The following is an 18,615-nucleotide window of genomic DNA, read 5'->3' on the forward strand; positions in this document are numbered from 1 at the left end:
GGCGGTCGCCGGCGTGAAAGTCAGTGCGTAATGCGGAACCCCGAATAGCTGCTCACGAGGTATACCTGCTCACCGGGCATGAACGCCTGATCCGCCGGCTGCACCACAACCAGAACGCGCCCATCGTTCATTCGGGCGGCGATCTCCAGACCGTCGCGGCGAGAAGCGACAACATCAATGCCCTGGCCGATGAACCCGCCAGCGACACCCAGCGCGAGCTCGATGAGCGAGCGGTCGCGCCGATGGCCTCTTACCTGTGCGCCAACCAGAACGCCTGCCATGGCACCAACGGCTGTTCCGAGCGCGTTGTTGCCCGTACCCGTATCGATCACGACCGGCCGGATCCGGAGCACCGTGCACGATTGCAACGAACCTGCGCGCGCCACGTCGTACTGCTGATAGACATTCGGCGAGCCGAAGTCACCCACAGCACAGCCGGTGAGCGATGCCACGAGAGCGAAACTGAAAATGACTTTGAAAGTGACGTTGAACATGGTTGCCTCAATCGAAATTGGGGCAACCGCTCCCGCAGGGCGGATTGCCCTGATGGGAAAAAGGAAGGATGAAAAAAAAGCAGGCGCCAAAGCGCCTGAGAACTTGCCGCTATGGGGACGGCAAGGAGAGAAACCTAACCCGGCACGCATGCTGGGCATGCGAGCGTCGGTCGATGCGCCCAAAGCGCGTGGAGTGCGACCAGTCTATCTGCTGGCCGACTAGGATCAGTTGGCAAAAGCTCGCGGTTTTTGTATGGCTTTCGAGACCGACCGACTGCCGTCGCCGCGAGCCGCTCAAATGCAGGCGAAAAAAAACCGCCCTCGAATGCGGGGCGGTTCGTTAAAGGGAGAGGCTGGTGACTACCGGCCCCCGAACTACATCAGATCAGCTCGAAGGCAAGCTGGAGATCACGCTGCCAGTCCTCGGCCGCGTCCGGCGCTTGTTGTGCCGGCTCCGCCTTCGCTTCGTCCGTCACCTCAAAAAGCACCTGCTCTATGGGTATCGAGCGGAGGTCATACAACCGCTGCTCGTCCCCGCCCAGCTTGTGCAACTGGAAGCAAAATTCCATCGGCGCATTCCCATCGGCATCAGCGACGCCTGCGGCCACCGCGACACGATTCAGCGTTTCGGTACGCCATCCATGCACTTTCTCGTCTTCGAGATCACGCTGGATAAAGACTTCCGTCTCGGCCGGCAACGGCGGCGCCTGCCGGAGCAGCGCGCGGTACCATGGAATCGCAGTCTTTCCCCATCCTGGCGCATGCAACTCGTGCTCATAGGCGAGGTCGAGGAAACTGCCGACGGCGTTGTAGTCCCACCCTGCGCGGCGAAGTGGCGACCCGTTGATCGACACCACGAGCTCGTTCTCGTCGAGCCGGAAAGCGCGCACCCGCGGCATACGGTCTGCCTTCACGTTGCGGACCGGGTCGACCGTGAGCGGCACCTTCGAACAATGTACGCGCCCGAGCGCGCGCCACGCAGACAGCGGAGCGCCCTGCCCGTATAGCGCGAGCAAAAGGTCAACGTCCGCGTGCAGCGAGACCGTGAGGGAGCCCGCTCTGATCTCGCCAAACTGCGCGCCATATCCGCGGGAGTCCATTAGGGTCCGGATTTCCTCGACGCTCGAGAGCGGTATCGGCGACCGGTAGCTTTCGCCAATCGACAGATCGATCTCGGTATCATAGATCTCACCGGGTTTCGAGAGATGCTGCTTCCACGTCTCGATATACGCTTCCGGGCGAATCGTGCCTGCCCTTGACTGCAACATTCCGCCTTCGCAGGAACTCGCGCGCTGGAAGATGCGTTGGAGAACATCGCCGCGCGTACCAAAGGCCGCTACGCTGAACTGTGGCGTATGCGGATAGCAGTTTTTTTCGTAGGTCTCTTCGAAAAGCACGTAAATGACCGTGCCGTCAGCCTTGCGAAAAGCACCCGCCCGCTTGTTCGTTGTGACAGTTGAACCCATGACTTACCTCATTGATTACAGGCGAGGCATCCCCGGAAGGGGCAAGCCCCACCGGGAGTTTTAAAAGAGAAATGGCCACTTGCGCGGCCATCAACAGAACACGTCAGCGGATATATCCTGCCGCGCGTGAATACGCTTCGTTGCTCGGCCCTTCGTAGATCAGCTCCACGTCCTCGGCAAGGCACAGGCCGCCGGCGAACTCGAAGCGCCGACCTTCCTTGAGGGCAGCGAGCCGTTCGCGATGCTTTCCGTAAACCACGAACGACCACCTTTCGCCCTTCGCCACAGAGAAGCGCGGAAACGACACCGCGCACCGGAACTGGATGACCGCATGTGTACGATCGATGTCGCTAGTGCGATTGTCCTCTCCAGTTGCAACACCCCTTCGCTCATTCATCGATTGTTACTCCATGAAAAATGGCGGGGGTAGCCCGGCGGGCTACGTGCCCGCCGGTAGGTTTCAGAAAACGGCTATGCGACCGTCCGAGTTCTCTCCGAACTCGATGGTCAGCTTCGACGGCTCAGGTTGAATCCACGAGATTTCCTTGCAGCCCTGACACTCGACACCAATACGGCGCGTCTCGTCATCAGTGAACAGCTTGAACACCTCGTGGCCACAATTGCCACAGCCCATCTGCTTCAAACCGGTAATCATGCGGCCCCCTTCTGCCTACGCTTGCGCTCAGGCTTGGGCGGCTGCACGTATCCGAACCGTTCCCATGCTTCAGGATTGACTGGTACCGGATTTGTGCGCCCTGTTGCCAGGTTCACGTACACGCCGGAGAAAGGCAGCGCACCGGTGCGGTAGAAGCTCCACAGCATGTTGAACGCCTGCACGGCAATCGCCTGATTAATCACCAGCGATTGCTTGCTGAGCGCTTCAGCCATCGAGCACGAAGGCGTGTCGTCGCCTTTGTCTTTCTTCGCATCCAGCAACTCAGGCAGCAGATCGCCCACGTGGGGCAATCTGTCAAACCTCGGCTTGCCGATTTGGCCGATGAAGACCTGACCACGATCCACCTCGTTGCCACAGTCGAGGTAATAGTCGACCGACCCGCGCTCCGATGCCTTGACAATCGTATGGCGAGCCTTGCGCGAATCGACGCAGCCGACCACGATGTCCGCGCGCAGACGCGTGCGCGAATCCACCCGCACGGGTTCCGCTTTCCATGCGGTCCCCATCAGATGGTTCAGGCGATTGACGAGCAGCAGTGCCTTGTGCTGGCCAACGTCGCACGGATAGAACCCCTGCCGTCCAACGTTGGTTTCGCTCACGGTGTCGTCATCAAGCACCACACATTCGATGCCGCCCGGATGACCGAGCGCCACCATCGCGTGATGCAGGCGCGCGAGGTTCGGGAGAAATGCGCTACCCGTACCACCCGCACCAACGACCACGACTTTCCATGCGCGGCGCTGCATCTGCTGGGGCAAGGAGTGAATGATTGCGTCAGCCATCACGCCACCTCCGCACCAAGCACACTACGCCACGACAGCGGCACCGCGCTTTTCTCGAAAATTCCCTTCGCGCAAAGCCGGAAGGCCGTCGACGGCCGATCGCTACCGCACTCACCGAGCACGAACGCGAACTTCACATCGAACACGTCATCGTCGTTGTCAGTCGGCGAGAAGTACGCCTCGTGAGCCCCGTGGGAATGACAGTCAACGACGAGATGCTCACCCTCGGCAAGATCCGGCCGCTGATAGCCCTCAATGTGACCGGACCCCTGCGACCTGGCCGTGAGTTGAACGATGCGGAATGCGCCAGTCAGCGCGTTCCACACAATCCACGCCATGACCTCAACCGGATGGTCCTTGCGAGCCATCGCACGAAACTCCGCGATGAGTTGCGGCGGCACCGGCCCACAGAGCTGCTGGGTAACTGCGTCGACACGGCCGTACGGGATCGCCGTGGCAACGTCGTATTTCGCAATACGACGAACCACACGGATCCACGAACGGACGACTTCGAGATACACGCCGTCAGCTGCGATGAGCAAACGCTCGCCCGGTCGATCAAGTGCCACGACGCTTTCGCGCATTGGCACCATCACGCTCGGAAAAGACGTCTGCAGAAGCGAATCGATCGCGTTCATGCGACACCTCCGCATACGATCTGCTTTGCAGTCACTTTCATCGGCACCAGCGTTTCTTCAGGGAAGCCACCGGAGAACTTGCCGTCGAGCATGTCGCGCCAGAAGGCGAACTCGCCGTTCGGGTAGCTCAACCGCTTGCCGCCCACGTTCGGATGCGTGAATGCGGAATCAAAGAAGCCCGCTTCCCAACCGGGAATCGAAGCGACGTCGATACGCTTGGGCACTGAGGCTGTGCCGATGCAAATGCTTCCATGGTCCCAGGTATTAAAGTAGGGAGGCTCGAAAATCGGCGTATCGGCTTTCGGGCGTTCGCTACCCTTCACTGCGAACACACGGAACCCGTTGGACCCGGCTCGGAAGATCAGGCCAGGATGAGGTACCACCGCGGAACGGTTGCCGAGTTCCTCACATTCGAAGAACACGCGGCGTTGCGTCGGCGGACACCACCACGTCACCGCGACCATCGAAAGGCCGAGGACCGTTGCCGGAAGAAACTCCGTTGCCGGCGAGGCCTCTTTTGCAAGGCTGCGGACAGCGCCCAGGAGCGCGTCGCACGTCAGAGGGCGCCCCGCACCGATGATCGGGCGAGACGTCTTCGGATCAGTCAGGATTTCGTGAACCGTCGCATACTCCGGGTCACTATTCGGTTTGCCATACAGCAGCATCGCCGACGACAAGGCAACATCGGCGCCGACAGCGCCAGTCACGATCTGATTCATGGGAACTCCAGTATGGGTTTTACCTGCTTACCAGCGACAGCAGCGTGTCGAGGCTTTGCAGGATCCTGATTGCACGCGCCCATTTCTCGTACTGTGTACGAATGGCACGGGCATTGGTTTCGAAAGGGATGAAGCCGGGATACGTCGTCGCGCCATTGCTGCCGCAATCGTCGAAGTGGATATCCACAAATTCCTCGGTGAAGCGGTTGTGCTCCCAGACAAGCGAGCAGGCTTCGTAAGCATTCCTGGAAAAATACTTGAACTGCATCAGACTGCGCTTCGGGCAATACGCCATCAGCGATTGCAGGTCCATCAACGCGGTGCAGACGCGACGCGCGCGGCCTTTGAGCCGGTTGCGCAAGCGCATCAGCTCGGGGCCTTTCAGAGCGCCTTTATAAAACGCCTTGGCGTCCTTCATTTCTCCGGTGAAGAACACATCCTCCGGAGCAAGCTCGGCACGCACCGTCGAAGGTAGGTAGCTTTCGACTTCATCGGGTCCGTCGAACCGCTCGGCCAGATGTTCCCTGGCTTCCTCGTCCGTAGGGAGATCACCATCGAAATACCAGACTTCATACTCGGACCAGAACCACTCCGGATCGCGCAGGTACAGCGTGCGATTCGAGGCGTTACGGATTGTCTCCATCACCGAGCGCATCAACATCGGATGCGCTGCGCGAAGCTCGCCAGCCCCCGGTGAAAGCTCGTAGCAGTTTTCCTCGGGGACTTCGATCGCAAGAAACAGTGGTGCAGGATCGTCGCTGTTGTCGCCGTCGTCCGTAAATTGCAACGTTTCGACAACCGCGGCCGAATCCATCAGGACCGGCAGGAAAGTCAGTCGTTGGAAGGATGCATTGCTCTGACGGCCCCACCAGGCAAAAAACGCCTGCTGGAACGCATCGCCCGCGCTGGTTGGATTGCGCACGTCATGTGCGCGCAACGGACCATAGCGGAAATGACGCTCAATCGTTTCGGTGAGTTTCCCAGGCTCTCGCCACTTCAGAAAGGCGGTGGCCGGAACTTCGGGCGACACTGCGGGCAGTGTCAGAAAATCAACGGCAGATCGACGGCGGGTAACCGCAGGGCGTTCTGATTTCCAGGCGACGCCTGGTTCGTCAGCGAGGCCGAGACCATGCGATGCAGGATCGAAGAGCATGATTTTGTTTCATCCTCGTAAATGAAAACCGCCCTTTCGGGCGGCTGAGCGGTGAGGAAGCTATCCGGTTCGGAGAGCATCTTTAGCAGGGTCGCTTTACGCATGGGAGCCTTTAGCACCCGCCGCGCGGACGAGTTTGTAGGTCATGGTCTCGCCACTCACTTCCGGACCGTCGACCGAAGCGGTCGTGAGTTCCGGATACTGCGCGGTGTAGAGATCACGGACGGCTTCCGGCGAGAACGACGGACCTGGGTCCAGCAGTTGCATGCCGTTGTAGAGAAAGATCCGCGTGACAGCAGAGATAGAGAGCGCCATCGTTCACCTCAGATAAGGAGAGATTGCAAATCGGTACCCTGGCTTGCGTCCGGTACCGGCGACGTTGCAGTCGCATTGGAATCGGTCACCTGAGTGCCGCCTACGTCGCCGAGCGTGCCGCTATCGTCGTCCTCGTCCTCGTCCGAATCATCCGGACCAGGCTTCGACTTGGACGGCGCCGGCAGAGCCGGTGTCGACTTCTTCTGCAATGCCTTCTGCCCCTTGCCGGCCTGGGACTTCTCCGCCTCCTGAAGGATCGCGGTGGTCGCCTCGACCTGCTCCGACAGCGAACGGTGTGCAGCGCTGTAGGACTGGACCGCCGCCACGAAACCCTCATCGAGTTCGTTGGGCAGGCCGGTGATGATCAGCGGCTGACGCAGGGCTGCATCCTTGCCCTCCCCCATTGGCACAACGACCACGACCATCTGATCTCCGTCCATGCGCAAGGTGAGGTTAAGTTTCGAAATGGCGCGAACGAGCGCCTCCAGAGTCTGGAACATAAAGAGAATCTCCTGAATCAAGTGGAAGCCGCGCGAAGGCGGCATAAGAAAAGAGAGGCGAACGATCGGAGACCGCGCAGCCTTTGAGGACGATCGCAATAGCCGATCAGAATTGCAGGATCTTGAGTAGCTTGCCCGTGTAGTCGAAGCCTTCAACCGCGAGCAGCGCGTCGATGACTTCGCCTTTGGACTTCGCGAAAACCTTTTTGAAGTTCTCGCCGAGCGCGGCGCGGATGCCGAGTTCGTCTGCGATCACCATCATCTCGGCCTTGGTTACGAGTTCCAGAAACTCCTTGTCGAGTTTCCAGTGCTTCGTTAAATCAAGCCCATGCGCCCTGCACAGCGCCGTCAGAGCGTGAACAGCCAGCCCCTCGATCGCGGTGAACAGCATCGCGGTGATGAGAGCCACCTGGCGATCGGACGGAACACCTTTGACGACGTTGATCGCTTCCGCGATATCGGACTCTTGCACTTCGAGCTTCAGGCCTTTCGCCAGAAGCCCGCGATACGCGGGGCCGTCGATGTCACGCGCATGGCCGGTCATGACCAGACCAATCAGGTACTCGCGAGCGAGACCATGATCGAGCCCGATGTCCTTACGCAGCGCCTTCCGCCATAATTTCACCCGATAGGCTTTCACCCGCTCGGACTCCGACACGACGGTTGCGGCCTGCGTCGGCGCAGGTGCAGCACCGGCGGCACCAGCAACCTTCTTTGCTGGAGCAGTCGCGGCCTTGCTTGCAGCGGGCGATGCCGGTTGCTGTGCAGCCTTTTCAGCTTTGATGCGCGCCGCAACCTTTTTCATGTTGCAAACGGTATCGAAGCATTGACCGCGGTAGACCTTACCCAACGAATCGGGAAGGCCACTCACGGCGGCGCCGTAGCTTTGGCAGCCGTGACATGCGACAACCTGCTCCGCTCCGACGCCTTTCGGGCCATCGGCTGTGAGTTGAACACGGGTTTCGTTGTCGCCAGCGCGAACGATCCGCACAACCGGATACTCGTCTTTCATGCTCTCGACTTGTGCTTCGAGCGCTTTCTCGGTCTTGTCGTTGTAGCAGCCCCGATTCGTACAGTTTCCTGTCGCGATCGATTCGCCAAACATTTCAGACTGAGCAGAGGAGTTGTGCGGGCACGCCGCACAATCCGCCTTGTCGAAGATCGCCGCCGACAGCGCGCAGGCCGCACGCTCCAGGACAGTCTTGAGATCGGCAATCGAACGCTTTTCAGCGATGATGACCGGCAGCAACTTGTCCTGATTCTCCTTGGTGAACGCCGCGAACAACTCGGCGTGACCCAACAGAATCTGGCGATTCGTCAGCGCCTCGAGGACGGACGGCGTGCAGTTCATCAACGCCAGTCGCTTGTCGAGCGTCTGGCGGTTCCAACCGAGTATCCGGGCGGCTTCATCCCGGTCACCCTTGAGAAGGCCTACCTGTTCGGCTGCGGATACCGCCTCTTCGGCGGGCGACATATCCTGGCGCTGGATGTTCTCGATCAGAGCCATCGATTTAGCCGTGGCTTCATCGACGTCGTGCACCATTGCCGGGATCTCATAGAGCTCGCCGTGTACCGTCATAGCGGCCCGGTAGCGACGCTCGCCGGCGATCACGATGAAGTTGCCATCGTCGGAGGGGCGAACGAGGATCGGCTGGATCACGCCCGTTTCCCTGACGGAAGCCTCCATCTCTGCCATCTTCAGCGGGTCGAAATACTTACGCGGGTTCGAAAGGACCTTGATGCGATTAAGGGGAATGGTTTGTTGCATGACGAGTTTTCCGGAAACGGAACTCATCCCCTGTCGGGATTGAGTCCCGATAGGGTTAGCAAGGATGCCGACGTCTGCGCCGGCCAGGTAGAAAGCGCCTTTTCAGGTGCCATTTGTGAAATCAGGGACCTGCCCCGTCAAAGATGAGGGCAGTCCCAGAGCTGATGATCCTTGAAACAGAAAGAACACATACAGGACGTTTCCTCCCTCTCTTCCTGCTCCTGAACGCCCAAAGTCCACATCCGCGCCAGTGCCGGCTCATCCGCGAAGAACGCCGGCACGGAGGGATACGGGGGGGCGTCCTCTCCGTCGCGAAGCCCCAAAGCGTGGGCCTCGCCGAGCGGCTGTTCATAGCTGTCATCGTCTGGGTCAACGATGAGGGCGATTTTGGCGAGCGCAAAAGCAACTCGAACGTCAAGGTAGGGATTGGTCATGGCGGCAGTTTCTCCAGAAACGGAGACCTGCACCCGATCGGGAGAGGTCCCGAGGGGCTTTGAACGATGGATTGTCGGCGTGCGCCGGAGGTCGATGCGTCAGGAGACGCAGGTGATCGACTAAGGGTAAGTTACTTAAGGGCGCACGAATGGGCGAAAGGTGCGTTTTTTGATATGGCTTTTCACCGATTTAGCCTCCACCCCTTATGTGAGACTCGTTCGATCGACCAATCGCTCAGCGCACGAAAATGATAATCAAGTCTGCGGACGACAAAGAGACGTCCCTCAAAACCCTTTCTGCGATTCTTGGACTACCCGGCCTGTCGCCTACCACGCGCGCGATGGTCGATCAGGAGATTCGCGCGTTGAAGGCCGGTCGGCGCGGCGAACATGACACTGCTTATGAGATCGACTTCCATCTGGGCGAAAGCAAGAACACGATGGTCCTGCACGACCTCCGCTTCGAGCTTGACGACGGCCGCGTAGCGCAGATCGACCACCTGCTGATTCAGAACGAACCGTATATGGGTTCTGGAAAGCAAACGGGTTTCACGCGGGGTCAAGATCACAGAGGACGGTGAATTTCTGCGCTGGAATGGCCGACAGTACGACGGCATGGCCTCTCCGCTCGAACAGAACAAACGACACGCCCTGGTGCTTAAGGCGTTTATCCGAACGATCAAATCGGCTCCGGAGATCGCTGACTACCGTTCCTACGTGATCGTTTCATCGAAAGCGCGCATTGACCGCCCCAAGAAGTTCGACACGTCTCTCGTCGTGAAGGCGGACAGGTTTCTCTCTGTGTTTGAGAAAGACCTCGACAGTGTTTCCTTGTTCTCCCTTCTGGGCGCGATGTTCAGCGAAGACCATGTCCGTCCAACCGCCCGCATCAAAACGATCCACTCTGAAGCCAACGGTCTCAGGGGCTCTGTCCTGGTTGACCGCCGCCGCTGCGCCCAAGCCCGCGTCGCCGGCCGCGCCACGGCATCCGCCCAGCCGCCAATCACGAGCAGCTACATCGTCGAGCTCCCGAGCAAGCCTATCGCTTTCGACAAATCGCCTGAGCAACGCGCTCGGCAAGGCGTGACACGAGCAGCGCGGGATTCGTCATCATAGAGCCGCGCCGGCCGCTCGACGTTTCGCGTGGGTTACCCTATCGTTTTCACAGCAGGGGTTTGCCATGTGCGGACGTTACAGTCGCGGTCAGAAGGACCTCTTCTACCTTGAGCCGCTGATGTCGGACGCGGATGATCCGAGATTCCGGGAACGTGCGGAAATGTTTCGGCCAAGCTGGAACGTTTCGCCGGGCACGAAGCAGCCCATTCTGAAGCCGGACGGGCCGCATCTGGAAGTGTGGGGGTTCCGGCCGCCGTGGGCCGTGGCGCGCAAAGTCCCGATGATGGTCAACGCACGTCTCGATAAGGCGTCGACGAGCACCTGGAAGGCCCTCTTCAGATCCGGCCGGTGCCTGGTCCCCGCGGACGGCTGGTACGAATGGTTGGCCGTCGGCAAGCGCAAGCAGCCGTACTTCATCCAGTCGAACGACGGGCCGCCCATCTTCTTCGCCGGGTTGAGCAGCGTGAAGCCCGAGACACCCGACGCTCCGCCGACCGAGCACTCTGGCGTGGTGGACGGTTTCGTGATCGTCACGGATGCAGCCGCTGGAGGGATGCTCGATGTCCACGACCGGCGCCCCTTGGTGCTGACCGTGGAAGAAGCACGGGTCTGGCTGGACCCGGACACAACGTTCGAGGAGGCGGTTCACCTGGCGAACAACGCGCGCAAGGTCTCGGAGGACTTTCACTGGTTCCCGGTCACGCCCAACGTGAACAAAAGCGGCGGCGGGAACGACAGCCCTGTGTTCAACGAGCCTATCGCCGGGGACGAGCCCGCGTCAAACTGCGCGCCGTGCTAACCACGTCGCCGGCTGTAGTTGTTCACTTTGCACGTTCTCCGTGTATGCAATCTGGTTAGTGGCGCGATACATACTCGCGTAACGCATCACCCAAGAAGATCTTTGTCCTGACGGCCGCGCGTCTCCGGATCTACCCGCTCCCGCGGGCCAAAAAAAAACCCGGCACTGGATGAGCCGGGTTGGGTTCAAAGGGCTGACCTGCGGGACCCCCGCGCGTGCGCGGGAATCCCATCGGGTTACGATTGAGTCGAACTGCGGCTGAGTATGGTCGTGATTGCACCACTCACCGACCACTCTCCTAGACTGCCTTCGTGCGGCTGATGCACGAGCCGGTCCAATGCGACGATCAGAACCCCTTCTTTCTCGAACTTTCCAAGAATCAGGGCCACCGACGTTTTACTCGAACCTTCCCGCTTCACCGACACTTCGGTCTCGCCAACGCTTACGGTTGCTTTTCCTGAGTCTTTCACGCAGCCTCCTTGAGACGCTGACGCATCTCGTATGTCTTCGACATTCCGCGCATCTTCGCGAGGTCCTCGACAAAACTGTCCAGAAGCGTATCAATGTGGAGAAACGCTTCGTCATCCAGTTCAGGTGTCGCCCAGTCGAGCCCCGCCTGCATGGAGTCTCGTTTGTGCGCAACCATCTGGTCCTGGTACACGTCAATGCTGCCCGGCAAATGGAAATACTCCACTGTCAATGTGCCTTGCCTGTCCCAGCGCAGCGCGCGCCGCATTGCCTGATACTCCGCCCGCCATGTCCACGATCTGTCATAGAACAGGACGTAGTCAGCGTTGGGCAGGTTATATCCGGCGCGGCCTGATGCCTTCGTTGATAGAAGCGCCGTCGCCTTGCGGGTCAGGAACCGCTCATCCTTCTCCTTCACGCGCTTCGTGATCGGGACTTCGCCATGAAACAGCACGGTCTCGATCCCCTCAGCGCTAAGCGTGCGCGCCATCAGGTTGAGTACCCCCGGGTTTTCCGCAAAAACAATCGCCTGCTTGCCTTCCGCCGCGATTTCGCGCAACCGGGTCAACACCGCTTCCTGCTTCGTAGTGACGCCAGCGTACAAGCCGACACCCTCCATCCCGTACTGTGGATAGTTGGCAGCGAAATGCACAGCTCGCAGCCGCGCGAGAATGGTGATGAGGTTGCTTGACTTTCCCTCGTCACCACGGCCCTTGCGATACCACTGCGCAAACTCGTCCGCCGCACGCAGATATAACGACAGATGCGAGGCGTCCCAATCGATGTCATGCACCTTGATTACAGGCTCATCGATCTGGATGTGGCGGGCCACCTCCGGTTCGCAGACCAGCCTCCGTTTGATTTGTGGTGCCAGCATCTGGCGATACAACGAGAGGTTTCCGATTTTTGGCACCTCGCGCTTCGCGCCATCCTGCAGATTCTCGGCAAATTCCCACGTTACCCACTCAGTGACAACGAAGTCATCACGAAACCGGTCAATGCCGCGCACCGCGTATTCCGCGGAGTTCAGCCATGCCTTTTCCAGATAACCGCGACGGTAGCCGTAGGGCTGCGCCGCCGTGCCATCGCCTCCTGTGAACGCCACGAGACCAAACGCGTCGCGCGGGTAGTTCGGAATCGGACTACCGGTCAGCACAAAACGACGTCGAGCCGAAAGCTGCCAGAGCGCGCGGCTCTGATCGCTCGTCGGGTTGGCGAGCCGCTCGCCTTCATCAGCCACCAGCAGGCCGATACGGCGACGCAGTCGATGCGCGTAGGTAACGCGCTTCGATCTCGCGCGATCCACCGGCATACGAAGCCGCTCGTATGCGATGAGATTAAACCGCGCAAGCCGGTCGATATCCGAAGCGTCCTGAATCACATGGACGTCATTCATGTCGATCGGCAACTGGGAGATCTCGGCAAGCATCTCGCGGATCAACCGGGACTCAACAACGATGAGGCCGTGCTTCACGTTCGACAGAAGGATTAATGCGAGCGCAAGGCGCGACTTGCCGCAACCCTGTTCCCACGCGATGATGCAGCCACTCGGCTTCATCATTGTCTCCACGACATCATCGACCTGAAACCCCCAGTCGAGCCACTTGTCGATCCCTAACGACACCACGCGATCGCGCCATTGATTCGCAAGCTTCGGATAACGCGCCGATACCCCCTCATGAGCCACTTCCCAGCCCTGACTCACGTTCTGCACGATGAATCGCGCATTCAGTTCATCCACGGCCAGTCCGTACGAGACGCCATGCAGCTGGAACGCGTAGCGCCCGTCGCTAACGCGGCGGAACTCGAACTCGTCACCCTCACGGATCAGCGCGCTGCCCCACTTCCGCTCATCGACCTTGTGGGTCGCTCGCGCCACGCCAGTCACGACCTCGGCCGAACCTGCACCGCTCGTGTAGACCACGTGCCTCAACGGCGTCGCCTGCCGCTGCGAGCGCCGCATACCGCGCTCGAAGTGCTCAAGGAAGCCCGCTTGATACACCGGCTGCCCACCAGCCTCACGGATCCGGTCCGTGAGCTTGTGAAGCGCCGATACAGGACAGTCCTGCGCATAGTACGTTTCCAGATCAAGCATCCCCTGTCCGGCATACCTCAAGCCTTTCGGCAAACGATGACCGTCCTGCGAGAAGATGGGCTTTTCCAGAATCGCGTTCATGACCATCGCTTCGGTGAATCCACACTCGAACCTTAGGCCAATGCGTCGGCCATCGTGCGCAATGTAGACGCTCTTGCTGCCTGTCACTGCCCGAGTGATCACCGGCATCGAGTCGTCAAGCGTCTGCAGGCCGAGCTTCGGACGATCAAACACCCTCTCCTCCCAATGCAGGCTGACGAACGGCGCCCGTTGCGAAAGATCGGCCGGTTGCCGGATGAAATCGCTGGGGCAATCGCGGTATCGGTCGAACACCAACACCGCTGTACGGACGTTTGCGCCCTCGACCTGAAACGCGTCATCGGGCAGTTCGAAGAAACCCGCCACCCGACGCGCTGCCTTGAACCAGCAACTCTCATGCGCATGCATCGCGCCCAGAACCTCTTCGGCAAACGTCAGCGGCAAAAGCGCGACAACTACATTCGCAGCACCGAGTGCCTGTGTGAGAGAGTATTCATGCGAAGTCGCACTTTTATTGGCGCCATAGCGGCCCCACGTGGTGCAGTCAAACGCATACAGATGCGGCGATTCGAGATGCAACGAGAAAGGTGGGTTGATGAGTGCCACGTCAAAGTTCGCGGGGCGCAGATCCTCCATGCCAGCGTGCTTGAGCGTAACCGTGAAACCTGCCGCCTCGAACACCGACTGGCAGGCCGAGATTGCTGGACCATGAATATCGACGCCATAGATCGAGTGGCGCTCGGGGTTCGCAAACTGCAGCAGACGGCCAGACCCGACGGAGTTGTCGAACAGGCTTACCTTGCGCTTCGGATCGAAGCGGTCGACGAAACCCCACATGAACCGCGCTACGTTTTCCGGTGTGAAGAACTGACCGAGATGTCGACGACGCGCCGCGGCGAGTTCGCCCTGATGCGCCACGCCGATATCATTTGCACCAAGGCTTTCCAGCTCGCGCAACGGTGCGTACCAGTCGCCTAACGAAAGAAGCTCATTTTGTTCCACGAAGTGCTCCTGACAAAAAAGAAAGGGCCCGCCGAAGCGAGCCAAGAGAAAAGGTGAATTCCGGGAAGAGAGGCACTGGCGGATTACCGCCAGCATCTGCGCTTACTCGAACCGCGAGTTGTCTGTGACGTAATGAGCAACGCTTTTCAGCGAACCGCCGACTTCGTACAGCACGCTGTAGCAGATGACTTCGAAGCCCGGACCGGTCGCTCCCGCCACCGCGTTACGCTCGTTCTGGTCGTCGAACACCTCGAACCCACGCTTACCGTCGGTATCGCGCCATTCAACTACCCACGCAGTGAATCGCTCGTCGCTTATCAGGTCGATCTCGCCAAGATCCGTCCATGGCCGGCGACACTGTTGCCCCCCAGCGGATGCGGGGCCAGCGAGGCGAGCGATATGCTCTATCAGCGAGAGTTGATCGCGCCGCCAGTCCTTATCGTCGTGCACGTAGTCAAATCGTTCACACAACAGTCGATGGAAGTTCTTGAATGCGTGAGCGTCGTCGCGCTGTAAGTCAGGTGCAGACGCATGAACGATGAAGTGGTCATGACCACCACTCTCGGGTTTGCAATGGCAAACCCGCCGGGGAGTGTCGGCGCAACTGACGCCCGCGCTGATGAGCGCCGGCGAGCAATGCACCCATTGGCCTACCGCAGATACCCTCTGGCCGGGAACGGGCATATACAGAACGACTTTCTGCATGATTGGTCCTTTGCGAATAGAAAAGCCCGCCAGAAGCGGGCCTTGCATGGTTGAGAAAGTTAGAAACGCTCAGGCGGCGTAGTGCACGCGTACCAGCCGACGACGCTCAGCGAACGGCCGGCCAAGAGTGACCGACAACGGGGCGCCCATGACCAGATGTCGCAGCGCGGCAGCCCGATAACGGGGCGAGTAGCAATCCGTGGAACGGACGATAAGCAGCAGATCGGATTCGCTGAAACGGCTGGTTTCATAAATCAGCCGCGAGAAGCGAACGACGTGATGTCGATACATGTCGCCTCCCGTCAATTGGCGCGAGATGCAAGATGCTCTGCGCCGAACTCGCTGATGAAGATTTCGAGTGCGGCGCCAACTTGCGATGCGAACTTGAACTGCCATTTGTCGTTGAATCGCGTGACTTCGAGGCCGGACAGCGAAAGCTTGTCGCGCGAAGCGTAGTCGTCTCGCACGATGCTTCCCCTGTTGCAGTCTTCGGCGAGCTGCGCAAAGCCGGACTTCCGGGCGAATGCGCGAAGCCCCTGGAGGAGTGCCGCGACGCGTTGATCTGAATAGGTACTGATGCGACGCAATCCGCGATTTACGTAGCTCGCTTCGCTGCCAACGGACGCGTTGATCACGACCCCTCCACCTACGCGACGGATTTCTGTATCCGGGCGCAAGAAGAAACCGTCGATGATCGCCTTCGCGGCCTGTTGATAAGCGACACGTCGGCCGGTGTCACCACCGAACTTTCGCTCGAGGTACGTCCAGAAGCCGTCAAGGTCGGGAATTGCGCCCCTCTCCAACGCCTCACGGATGTCGAGACCTGCTTCCTTCATCTCGTCGTCGCGGGCGATGTCGATCTTGCTTCCGGCTGGTGCAAGCTTTCGCGATGCGTCCCAGACTAGACCTTCCGCCAGTCCGGAACAGAAACCGTACAACTCAGTTTTCACGCCGTGCTCCGAGCGGACCTTTGCCGCGTACAAATAGCTTTCGAGGTCAGGACGCAGAATGTGTTCGGCCACGGCCACCGCGGCATACGCCTCTCTTGCGACGAGTTGCGCTTGCTTGAATTTGACGATGAGATCGTTGTAAGACATGGACACTCTCCAGAAAAGAGAAAACCCGGAGAGCGTCCCGTGGGGATCGCCCCACCGGGAATAGTTGAAAATGAACGTCAAGACGCGTCCTGCCGAAAGGCAAGCCGATCAGGCGGTCGATAGAAGGAAGATGATCGCGTCGTTTGGCGAAACCGCGGCGGGACGCTCTACTGCGTGAAGCAGCGACAGTGTCTGTCGTGTTGGGGAATCAGCGATCTGAATCCTTCACGGGGAGACCAACCTTTCCCGTGACGGAGAAGCTTTTCGCTGCAATCGTCATTGCATGAATCATGACCTTTTCGAGCTTCATGTATTCAGCATAGAGGCGCGCATGTTGCACGTCACTTTCCCGTTTGGCACGACGCAGGAATTCGAGCCGGCCGCGAACGGTCGGTACGATCCATTGGTCAGTGACGGGGAGAATGGCTACTCGATCGGCGACAAAATTGCCGCGATCCTTCGGCATATCAATTCCAGAAATGAATTGCCTGCCAACCGTCAGCACGCGGCTGTCGTGTTTGGCGAAAAGCGATTCGCTGAAAGATGAGGTGCCGTAGCAGACGGCGACGTATTCCTTACCGTTGTGCTGAAACTCGTCCACGACCATGCAGTAATGCGGGTCGGGGCCGGGCCGGTCAGGGGCGTCGTCGTAGGGGAAGTAGCAGAGCAACACGGTGCCTCGCGGAAAACGCGAGGTATCCATGTGAAAAGACCTTCGTTACTTCTGCTGTTTGAGAAGTCGGTCGAGCGATTCGTCCGCAGCGGCACTTTCCTTGATGGATTGCGCCAGCCGCCGCTCCAGCCGTTTGTGCCACGCCTGCATGACTTCGGCAGGAATGGACGCTGCTACGTAAACCGTGACACCGTTGTCGGTGACGATCTCCGTGATGTCGCATCCATTGGGTACGGTGAAGGTCTTCATCAGCCGATGATACACCTTCTGGATGAGAGTCAATTCGATGCTCCTGTGTGAAGGAGGATCGCCCCGGAGGGCAGATCCTCGGTGTCAGAAGGGTGACCCCTTCAGTTGGATTGCGCAGCCTTGCCTTCCGGCGAGACAACGACAGTGACCCAGCGGCCGTCGACAAGAATGTCGCGCAGCGTCGAGCCATTCAGTTGATACGTGTTTGTCTCACCGTGGCGTGCTTTACCCTTACGGATAGATACAGTCACGGCGGAAACGGGAGAAAGCGACTTCGAGGTCATGGCGGCTCCAGATATGCGAGCCGGCTCCCGAGGGAGAGTTGGCTCCCGTGGGGACAAAAAAATAGCCCGCGTTTAGCGAGCTGGTCGATGCGCGGATGCGCGGGTGATTCCGATAGGGTACCGGCGAAATCGCCGCAGTCCCGCTGGAAAGGTGTTGAAAAAGACCGGTCTTTTGATCCGGCCAGAGGCTCCGCTTCGAAGCCCCAGGCTCGCAATCTCTTAGGTTCCCTGATGGATGATGAGATACGAAACACCCAACGACAGTGCTTCATTGATGACCGGCGCGAGACGCCCCATATCGCCGGTGTACTCGCAACTCAGGTTGAGCACGAACTCCCAGGTTCCGCGCTCCCCGTTCTTCAGGTGCTTGTAGCTGGCGTGTTCCTCCACCCACGACCATTCCGGCACTGTGGCCGGCACGTCGTAGTCGCCTACGACATCCTGCATCTGCACCGACGCGACACGTTGCACTGTCTCGAGGGCGCTTCCCGGCTTGATGGCGTCGTCGACGAAAAACGTCAACGGCTCGGCCATCTTCTCGACGGCGCCTTCACAAAAATCGGTGAAATCGGCATCCGCTTCGATCACGCGGCCAAATGGGTCAACCACCTCGATGTTGAATCTCTCCCCGTGCTCAATACCGTGCCGCGCACGGAAGATGTTGAGTGCCGCCTCGGCTAGTTTCTCCTGGCGCAGGCTCTTTCGATCTCGAAGGTACTGCGAGAACTCCACGCTATACAACCCAACCAGGTCCTCATCGCCCGGAGACGACAGCAGCGCGGTCAGCTGCTGGACGTTTATTCGCAGCCTCTTCCGATACGGACCATCAACCACGATATCGTTTTGATCGAGGATGTAGACCGGCTCATGGCCGTCAGCGATCAGGTCAGCCTGGATATGCAGCGCTTCCCGCAGATCGGAAGTCGTGTTGTCGCAGTTGCCTGCGCCGTGCCAGACGCAGAAGCTTTCGTTTGCCTTATAGATTTTCGTCATACGTGCTCCATAAAAGAACGGGGGGCGCCCTCGCCGGGAGCACCCCGTGAGGGTCAATAATGCAGATCCGAGCGTTGCTCGGTCAGGATGAAACCGTAGTGCGGCGGTCACTCCGTCAGGGACGAAACGTTCCTTCCGCGTTGGCCGTGA

Annotated in this window: 24 protein-coding genes; 3 read left to right on the forward strand and 21 right to left on the reverse strand. The window is 59.4% G+C overall.

The window, feature by feature from the left end; all coding sequences use genetic code 11:
* Positions 1 to 20: 20 nt before the first annotated feature.
* From HHL24_RS26885 to HHL24_RS26940, 12 genes are all read right to left on the reverse strand, one after another.
* Positions 21 to 653 carry an outer membrane lipoprotein gene (locus HHL24_RS26885; RefSeq protein ID WP_169488379.1) on the reverse strand — a complete coding sequence of 211 codons (633 nt, stop codon included), beginning with the start codon at positions 651 to 653 and terminating at the stop codon, positions 21 to 23.
* A gap of 221 nt (positions 654 to 874) precedes the next feature.
* Positions 875 to 1,960, reverse strand: a complete 1,086-nt coding sequence (locus HHL24_RS26890; RefSeq protein WP_169488380.1) for a hypothetical protein — start codon at positions 1,958 to 1,960, stop codon at positions 875 to 877.
* A gap of 103 nt (positions 1,961 to 2,063) precedes the next feature.
* Positions 2,064 to 2,357 carry a hypothetical protein gene (locus HHL24_RS26895; RefSeq protein WP_169488381.1) on the reverse strand — a complete coding sequence of 98 codons (294 nt, stop codon included), beginning with the start codon at positions 2,355 to 2,357 and terminating at the stop codon, positions 2,064 to 2,066.
* Positions 2,358 to 2,420: 63 nt separating this feature from the next.
* A complete protein-coding gene (locus HHL24_RS26900) occupies positions 2,421 to 2,615 on the reverse strand; it encodes a hypothetical protein (protein WP_169488382.1) in 195 nt (64 codons plus the stop codon).
* A complete protein-coding gene (locus tag HHL24_RS26905) occupies positions 2,612 to 3,418 on the reverse strand; it encodes a PRTRC system ThiF family protein (RefSeq protein ID WP_169488383.1) in 807 nt (268 codons plus the stop codon). The genes HHL24_RS26900 and HHL24_RS26905 overlap by 4 nt, the downstream gene beginning before the upstream one ends.
* Positions 3,418 to 4,056: a PRTRC system protein A gene (locus tag HHL24_RS26910; protein ID WP_169488384.1), complete on the reverse strand. Its 639-nt coding sequence runs from the start codon at positions 4,054 to 4,056 to the stop codon at positions 3,418 to 3,420. The genes HHL24_RS26905 and HHL24_RS26910 overlap by 1 nt, the downstream gene beginning before the upstream one ends.
* Entirely contained in the window at positions 4,053 to 4,775 is a 723-nt protein-coding gene (locus HHL24_RS26915; protein WP_169488385.1) for a PRTRC system protein B, read from the reverse strand. Before HHL24_RS26915 ends, HHL24_RS26910 begins: the two co-directional genes overlap by 4 nt.
* A gap of 19 nt (positions 4,776 to 4,794) precedes the next feature.
* Complete coding sequence (locus tag HHL24_RS26920) at positions 4,795 to 5,928, reverse strand: PRTRC system protein F (protein WP_169488386.1); 1,134 nt, start codon at positions 5,926 to 5,928, stop codon at positions 4,795 to 4,797.
* A 96-nt stretch (positions 5,929 to 6,024) separates the two neighbouring features.
* Positions 6,025 to 6,243, reverse strand: coding sequence for a PRTRC system protein C (locus HHL24_RS26925; protein WP_169488387.1), 219 nt, complete (start codon positions 6,241 to 6,243; stop codon positions 6,025 to 6,027).
* An 8-nt stretch (positions 6,244 to 6,251) separates the two neighbouring features.
* On the reverse strand, positions 6,252 to 6,743 hold the full coding sequence (locus tag HHL24_RS26930) for a PRTRC system protein E (RefSeq protein ID WP_169488388.1): 492 nt from the start codon (positions 6,741 to 6,743) through the stop codon (positions 6,252 to 6,254).
* A 106-nt stretch (positions 6,744 to 6,849) separates the two neighbouring features.
* Positions 6,850 to 8,511, reverse strand: coding sequence for a PRTRC system ParB family protein (locus HHL24_RS26935; RefSeq protein ID WP_169488389.1), 1,662 nt, complete (start codon positions 8,509 to 8,511; stop codon positions 6,850 to 6,852).
* 137 nt (positions 8,512 to 8,648) lie between these two features.
* Positions 8,649 to 8,945, reverse strand: a complete 297-nt coding sequence (locus tag HHL24_RS26940; RefSeq protein ID WP_169488390.1) for a hypothetical protein — start codon at positions 8,943 to 8,945, stop codon at positions 8,649 to 8,651.
* A gap of 248 nt (positions 8,946 to 9,193) precedes the next feature.
* Here HHL24_RS26940 and HHL24_RS44640 point away from each other — a divergent pair, with 248 nt between their 5' ends.
* From HHL24_RS44640 to HHL24_RS26950, 3 genes are all read left to right on the forward strand, one after another.
* Positions 9,194 to 9,526, forward strand: coding sequence for a nuclease-related domain-containing protein (locus HHL24_RS44640; RefSeq protein ID WP_268966743.1), 333 nt, complete (start codon positions 9,194 to 9,196; stop codon positions 9,524 to 9,526).
* Positions 9,510 to 10,061, forward strand: a complete 552-nt coding sequence (locus HHL24_RS26945) for a nuclease-related domain-containing protein (protein ID WP_329606753.1) — start codon at positions 9,510 to 9,512, stop codon at positions 10,059 to 10,061. Before HHL24_RS44640 ends, HHL24_RS26945 begins: the two co-directional genes overlap by 17 nt.
* 64 nt (positions 10,062 to 10,125) lie before the next feature.
* Entirely contained in the window at positions 10,126 to 10,860 is a 735-nt protein-coding gene (locus tag HHL24_RS26950) for an SOS response-associated peptidase (RefSeq protein WP_169488391.1), read from the forward strand.
* 236 nt (positions 10,861 to 11,096) lie between these two features.
* Here the strand turns inward: HHL24_RS26950 and HHL24_RS26955 are convergent, their stop codons facing one another.
* The 9 genes from HHL24_RS26955 to HHL24_RS26995 form a co-directional block, all read right to left on the reverse strand.
* Complete coding sequence (locus HHL24_RS26955) at positions 11,097 to 11,330, reverse strand: hypothetical protein (RefSeq protein WP_169488392.1); 234 nt, start codon at positions 11,328 to 11,330, stop codon at positions 11,097 to 11,099.
* Positions 11,327 to 14,560, reverse strand: a complete 3,234-nt coding sequence (locus HHL24_RS26960) for an SNF2-related protein (protein WP_169488393.1) — start codon at positions 14,558 to 14,560, stop codon at positions 11,327 to 11,329. Before HHL24_RS26960 ends, HHL24_RS26955 begins: the two co-directional genes overlap by 4 nt.
* A gap of 6 nt (positions 14,561 to 14,566) precedes the next feature.
* Complete coding sequence (locus HHL24_RS26965; RefSeq protein WP_169488301.1) at positions 14,567 to 15,169, reverse strand: hypothetical protein; 603 nt, start codon at positions 15,167 to 15,169, stop codon at positions 14,567 to 14,569.
* A gap of 69 nt (positions 15,170 to 15,238) precedes the next feature.
* Complete coding sequence (locus HHL24_RS26970; protein WP_169488394.1) at positions 15,239 to 15,460, reverse strand: hypothetical protein; 222 nt, start codon at positions 15,458 to 15,460, stop codon at positions 15,239 to 15,241.
* Between the two features lie 11 nt (positions 15,461 to 15,471).
* On the reverse strand, positions 15,472 to 16,266 hold the full coding sequence (locus tag HHL24_RS26975) for a hypothetical protein (RefSeq protein WP_169488395.1): 795 nt from the start codon (positions 16,264 to 16,266) through the stop codon (positions 15,472 to 15,474).
* A gap of 208 nt (positions 16,267 to 16,474) precedes the next feature.
* Positions 16,475 to 16,969 (reverse strand): hypothetical protein, encoded by a 495-nt coding sequence (locus tag HHL24_RS26980; RefSeq protein WP_169488396.1) that lies wholly within the window; start codon positions 16,967 to 16,969, stop codon positions 16,475 to 16,477.
* A 15-nt stretch (positions 16,970 to 16,984) separates the two neighbouring features.
* A complete protein-coding gene (locus tag HHL24_RS26985; protein WP_169488397.1) occupies positions 16,985 to 17,188 on the reverse strand; it encodes a hypothetical protein in 204 nt (67 codons plus the stop codon).
* A gap of 101 nt (positions 17,189 to 17,289) precedes the next feature.
* On the reverse strand, positions 17,290 to 17,472 hold the full coding sequence (locus HHL24_RS26990) for a hypothetical protein (RefSeq protein WP_169488398.1): 183 nt from the start codon (positions 17,470 to 17,472) through the stop codon (positions 17,290 to 17,292).
* Between the two features lie 219 nt (positions 17,473 to 17,691).
* On the reverse strand, positions 17,692 to 18,465 hold the full coding sequence (locus HHL24_RS26995; protein ID WP_169488399.1) for a hypothetical protein: 774 nt from the start codon (positions 18,463 to 18,465) through the stop codon (positions 17,692 to 17,694).
* Positions 18,466 to 18,615 lie beyond the last annotated feature (150 nt).

Origin of the sequence: Paraburkholderia polaris, from assembly GCF_012927345.1 — a bacterium.
Classification (GTDB): Bacteria; Pseudomonadota; Gammaproteobacteria; order Burkholderiales; family Burkholderiaceae; genus Paraburkholderia; species Paraburkholderia polaris.

Excerpts from the sequence above, each read along its gene's own strand:
- HHL24_RS26885 (WP_169488379.1), bottom strand. The coding sequence starts at position 653 with ATGCCCAGCATGCGTGCCGGGTTAGGTTTCTCTCCTTGCCGTCCCCAT.
- HHL24_RS26890 (WP_169488380.1), bottom strand. The coding sequence starts at position 1,960 with ATGGGTTCAACTGTCACAACGAACAAGCGGGCGGGTGCTTTTCGCAAG.
- HHL24_RS26895 (WP_169488381.1), bottom strand. The coding sequence starts at position 2,357 with ATGAATGAGCGAAGGGGTGTTGCAACTGGAGAGGACAATCGCACTAGC.
- HHL24_RS26900 (WP_169488382.1), bottom strand. The coding sequence starts at position 2,615 with ATGATTACCGGTTTGAAGCAGATGGGCTGTGGCAATTGTGGCCACGAG.
- HHL24_RS26905 (WP_169488383.1), bottom strand. The coding sequence starts at position 3,418 with ATGGCTGACGCAATCATTCACTCCTTGCCCCAGCAGATGCAGCGCCGC.
- HHL24_RS26910 (WP_169488384.1), bottom strand. The coding sequence starts at position 4,056 with ATGAACGCGATCGATTCGCTTCTGCAGACGTCTTTTCCGAGCGTGATG.
- HHL24_RS26915 (WP_169488385.1), bottom strand. The coding sequence starts at position 4,775 with ATGAATCAGATCGTGACTGGCGCTGTCGGCGCCGATGTTGCCTTGTCG.
- HHL24_RS26920 (WP_169488386.1), bottom strand. The coding sequence starts at position 5,928 with ATGCTCTTCGATCCTGCATCGCATGGTCTCGGCCTCGCTGACGAACCA.
- HHL24_RS26925 (WP_169488387.1), bottom strand. The coding sequence starts at position 6,243 with ATGGCGCTCTCTATCTCTGCTGTCACGCGGATCTTTCTCTACAACGGC.
- HHL24_RS26930 (WP_169488388.1), bottom strand. The coding sequence starts at position 6,743 with ATGTTCCAGACTCTGGAGGCGCTCGTTCGCGCCATTTCGAAACTTAAC.
- HHL24_RS26935 (WP_169488389.1), bottom strand. The coding sequence starts at position 8,511 with ATGCAACAAACCATTCCCCTTAATCGCATCAAGGTCCTTTCGAACCCG.
- HHL24_RS26940 (WP_169488390.1), bottom strand. The coding sequence starts at position 8,945 with ATGACCAATCCCTACCTTGACGTTCGAGTTGCTTTTGCGCTCGCCAAA.
- HHL24_RS44640 (WP_268966743.1), top strand. The coding sequence starts at position 9,194 with ATGATAATCAAGTCTGCGGACGACAAAGAGACGTCCCTCAAAACCCTT.
- HHL24_RS26950 (WP_169488391.1), top strand. The coding sequence starts at position 10,126 with ATGTGCGGACGTTACAGTCGCGGTCAGAAGGACCTCTTCTACCTTGAG.
- HHL24_RS26960 (WP_169488393.1), bottom strand. The coding sequence starts at position 14,560 with ATGCTGGCGGTAATCCGCCAGTGCCTCTCTTCCCGGAATTCACCTTTT.
- HHL24_RS26965 (WP_169488301.1), bottom strand. The coding sequence starts at position 15,169 with ATGCAGAAAGTCGTTCTGTATATGCCCGTTCCCGGCCAGAGGGTATCT.
- HHL24_RS26970 (WP_169488394.1), bottom strand. The coding sequence starts at position 15,460 with ATGTATCGACATCACGTCGTTCGCTTCTCGCGGCTGATTTATGAAACC.
- HHL24_RS26975 (WP_169488395.1), bottom strand. The coding sequence starts at position 16,266 with ATGTCTTACAACGATCTCATCGTCAAATTCAAGCAAGCGCAACTCGTC.
- HHL24_RS26980 (WP_169488396.1), bottom strand. The coding sequence starts at position 16,969 with ATGGATACCTCGCGTTTTCCGCGAGGCACCGTGTTGCTCTGCTACTTC.
- HHL24_RS26985 (WP_169488397.1), bottom strand. The coding sequence starts at position 17,188 with ATGAAGACCTTCACCGTACCCAATGGATGCGACATCACGGAGATCGTC.
- HHL24_RS26990 (WP_169488398.1), bottom strand. The coding sequence starts at position 17,472 with ATGACCTCGAAGTCGCTTTCTCCCGTTTCCGCCGTGACTGTATCTATC.
- HHL24_RS26995 (WP_169488399.1), bottom strand. The coding sequence starts at position 18,465 with ATGACGAAAATCTATAAGGCAAACGAAAGCTTCTGCGTCTGGCACGGC.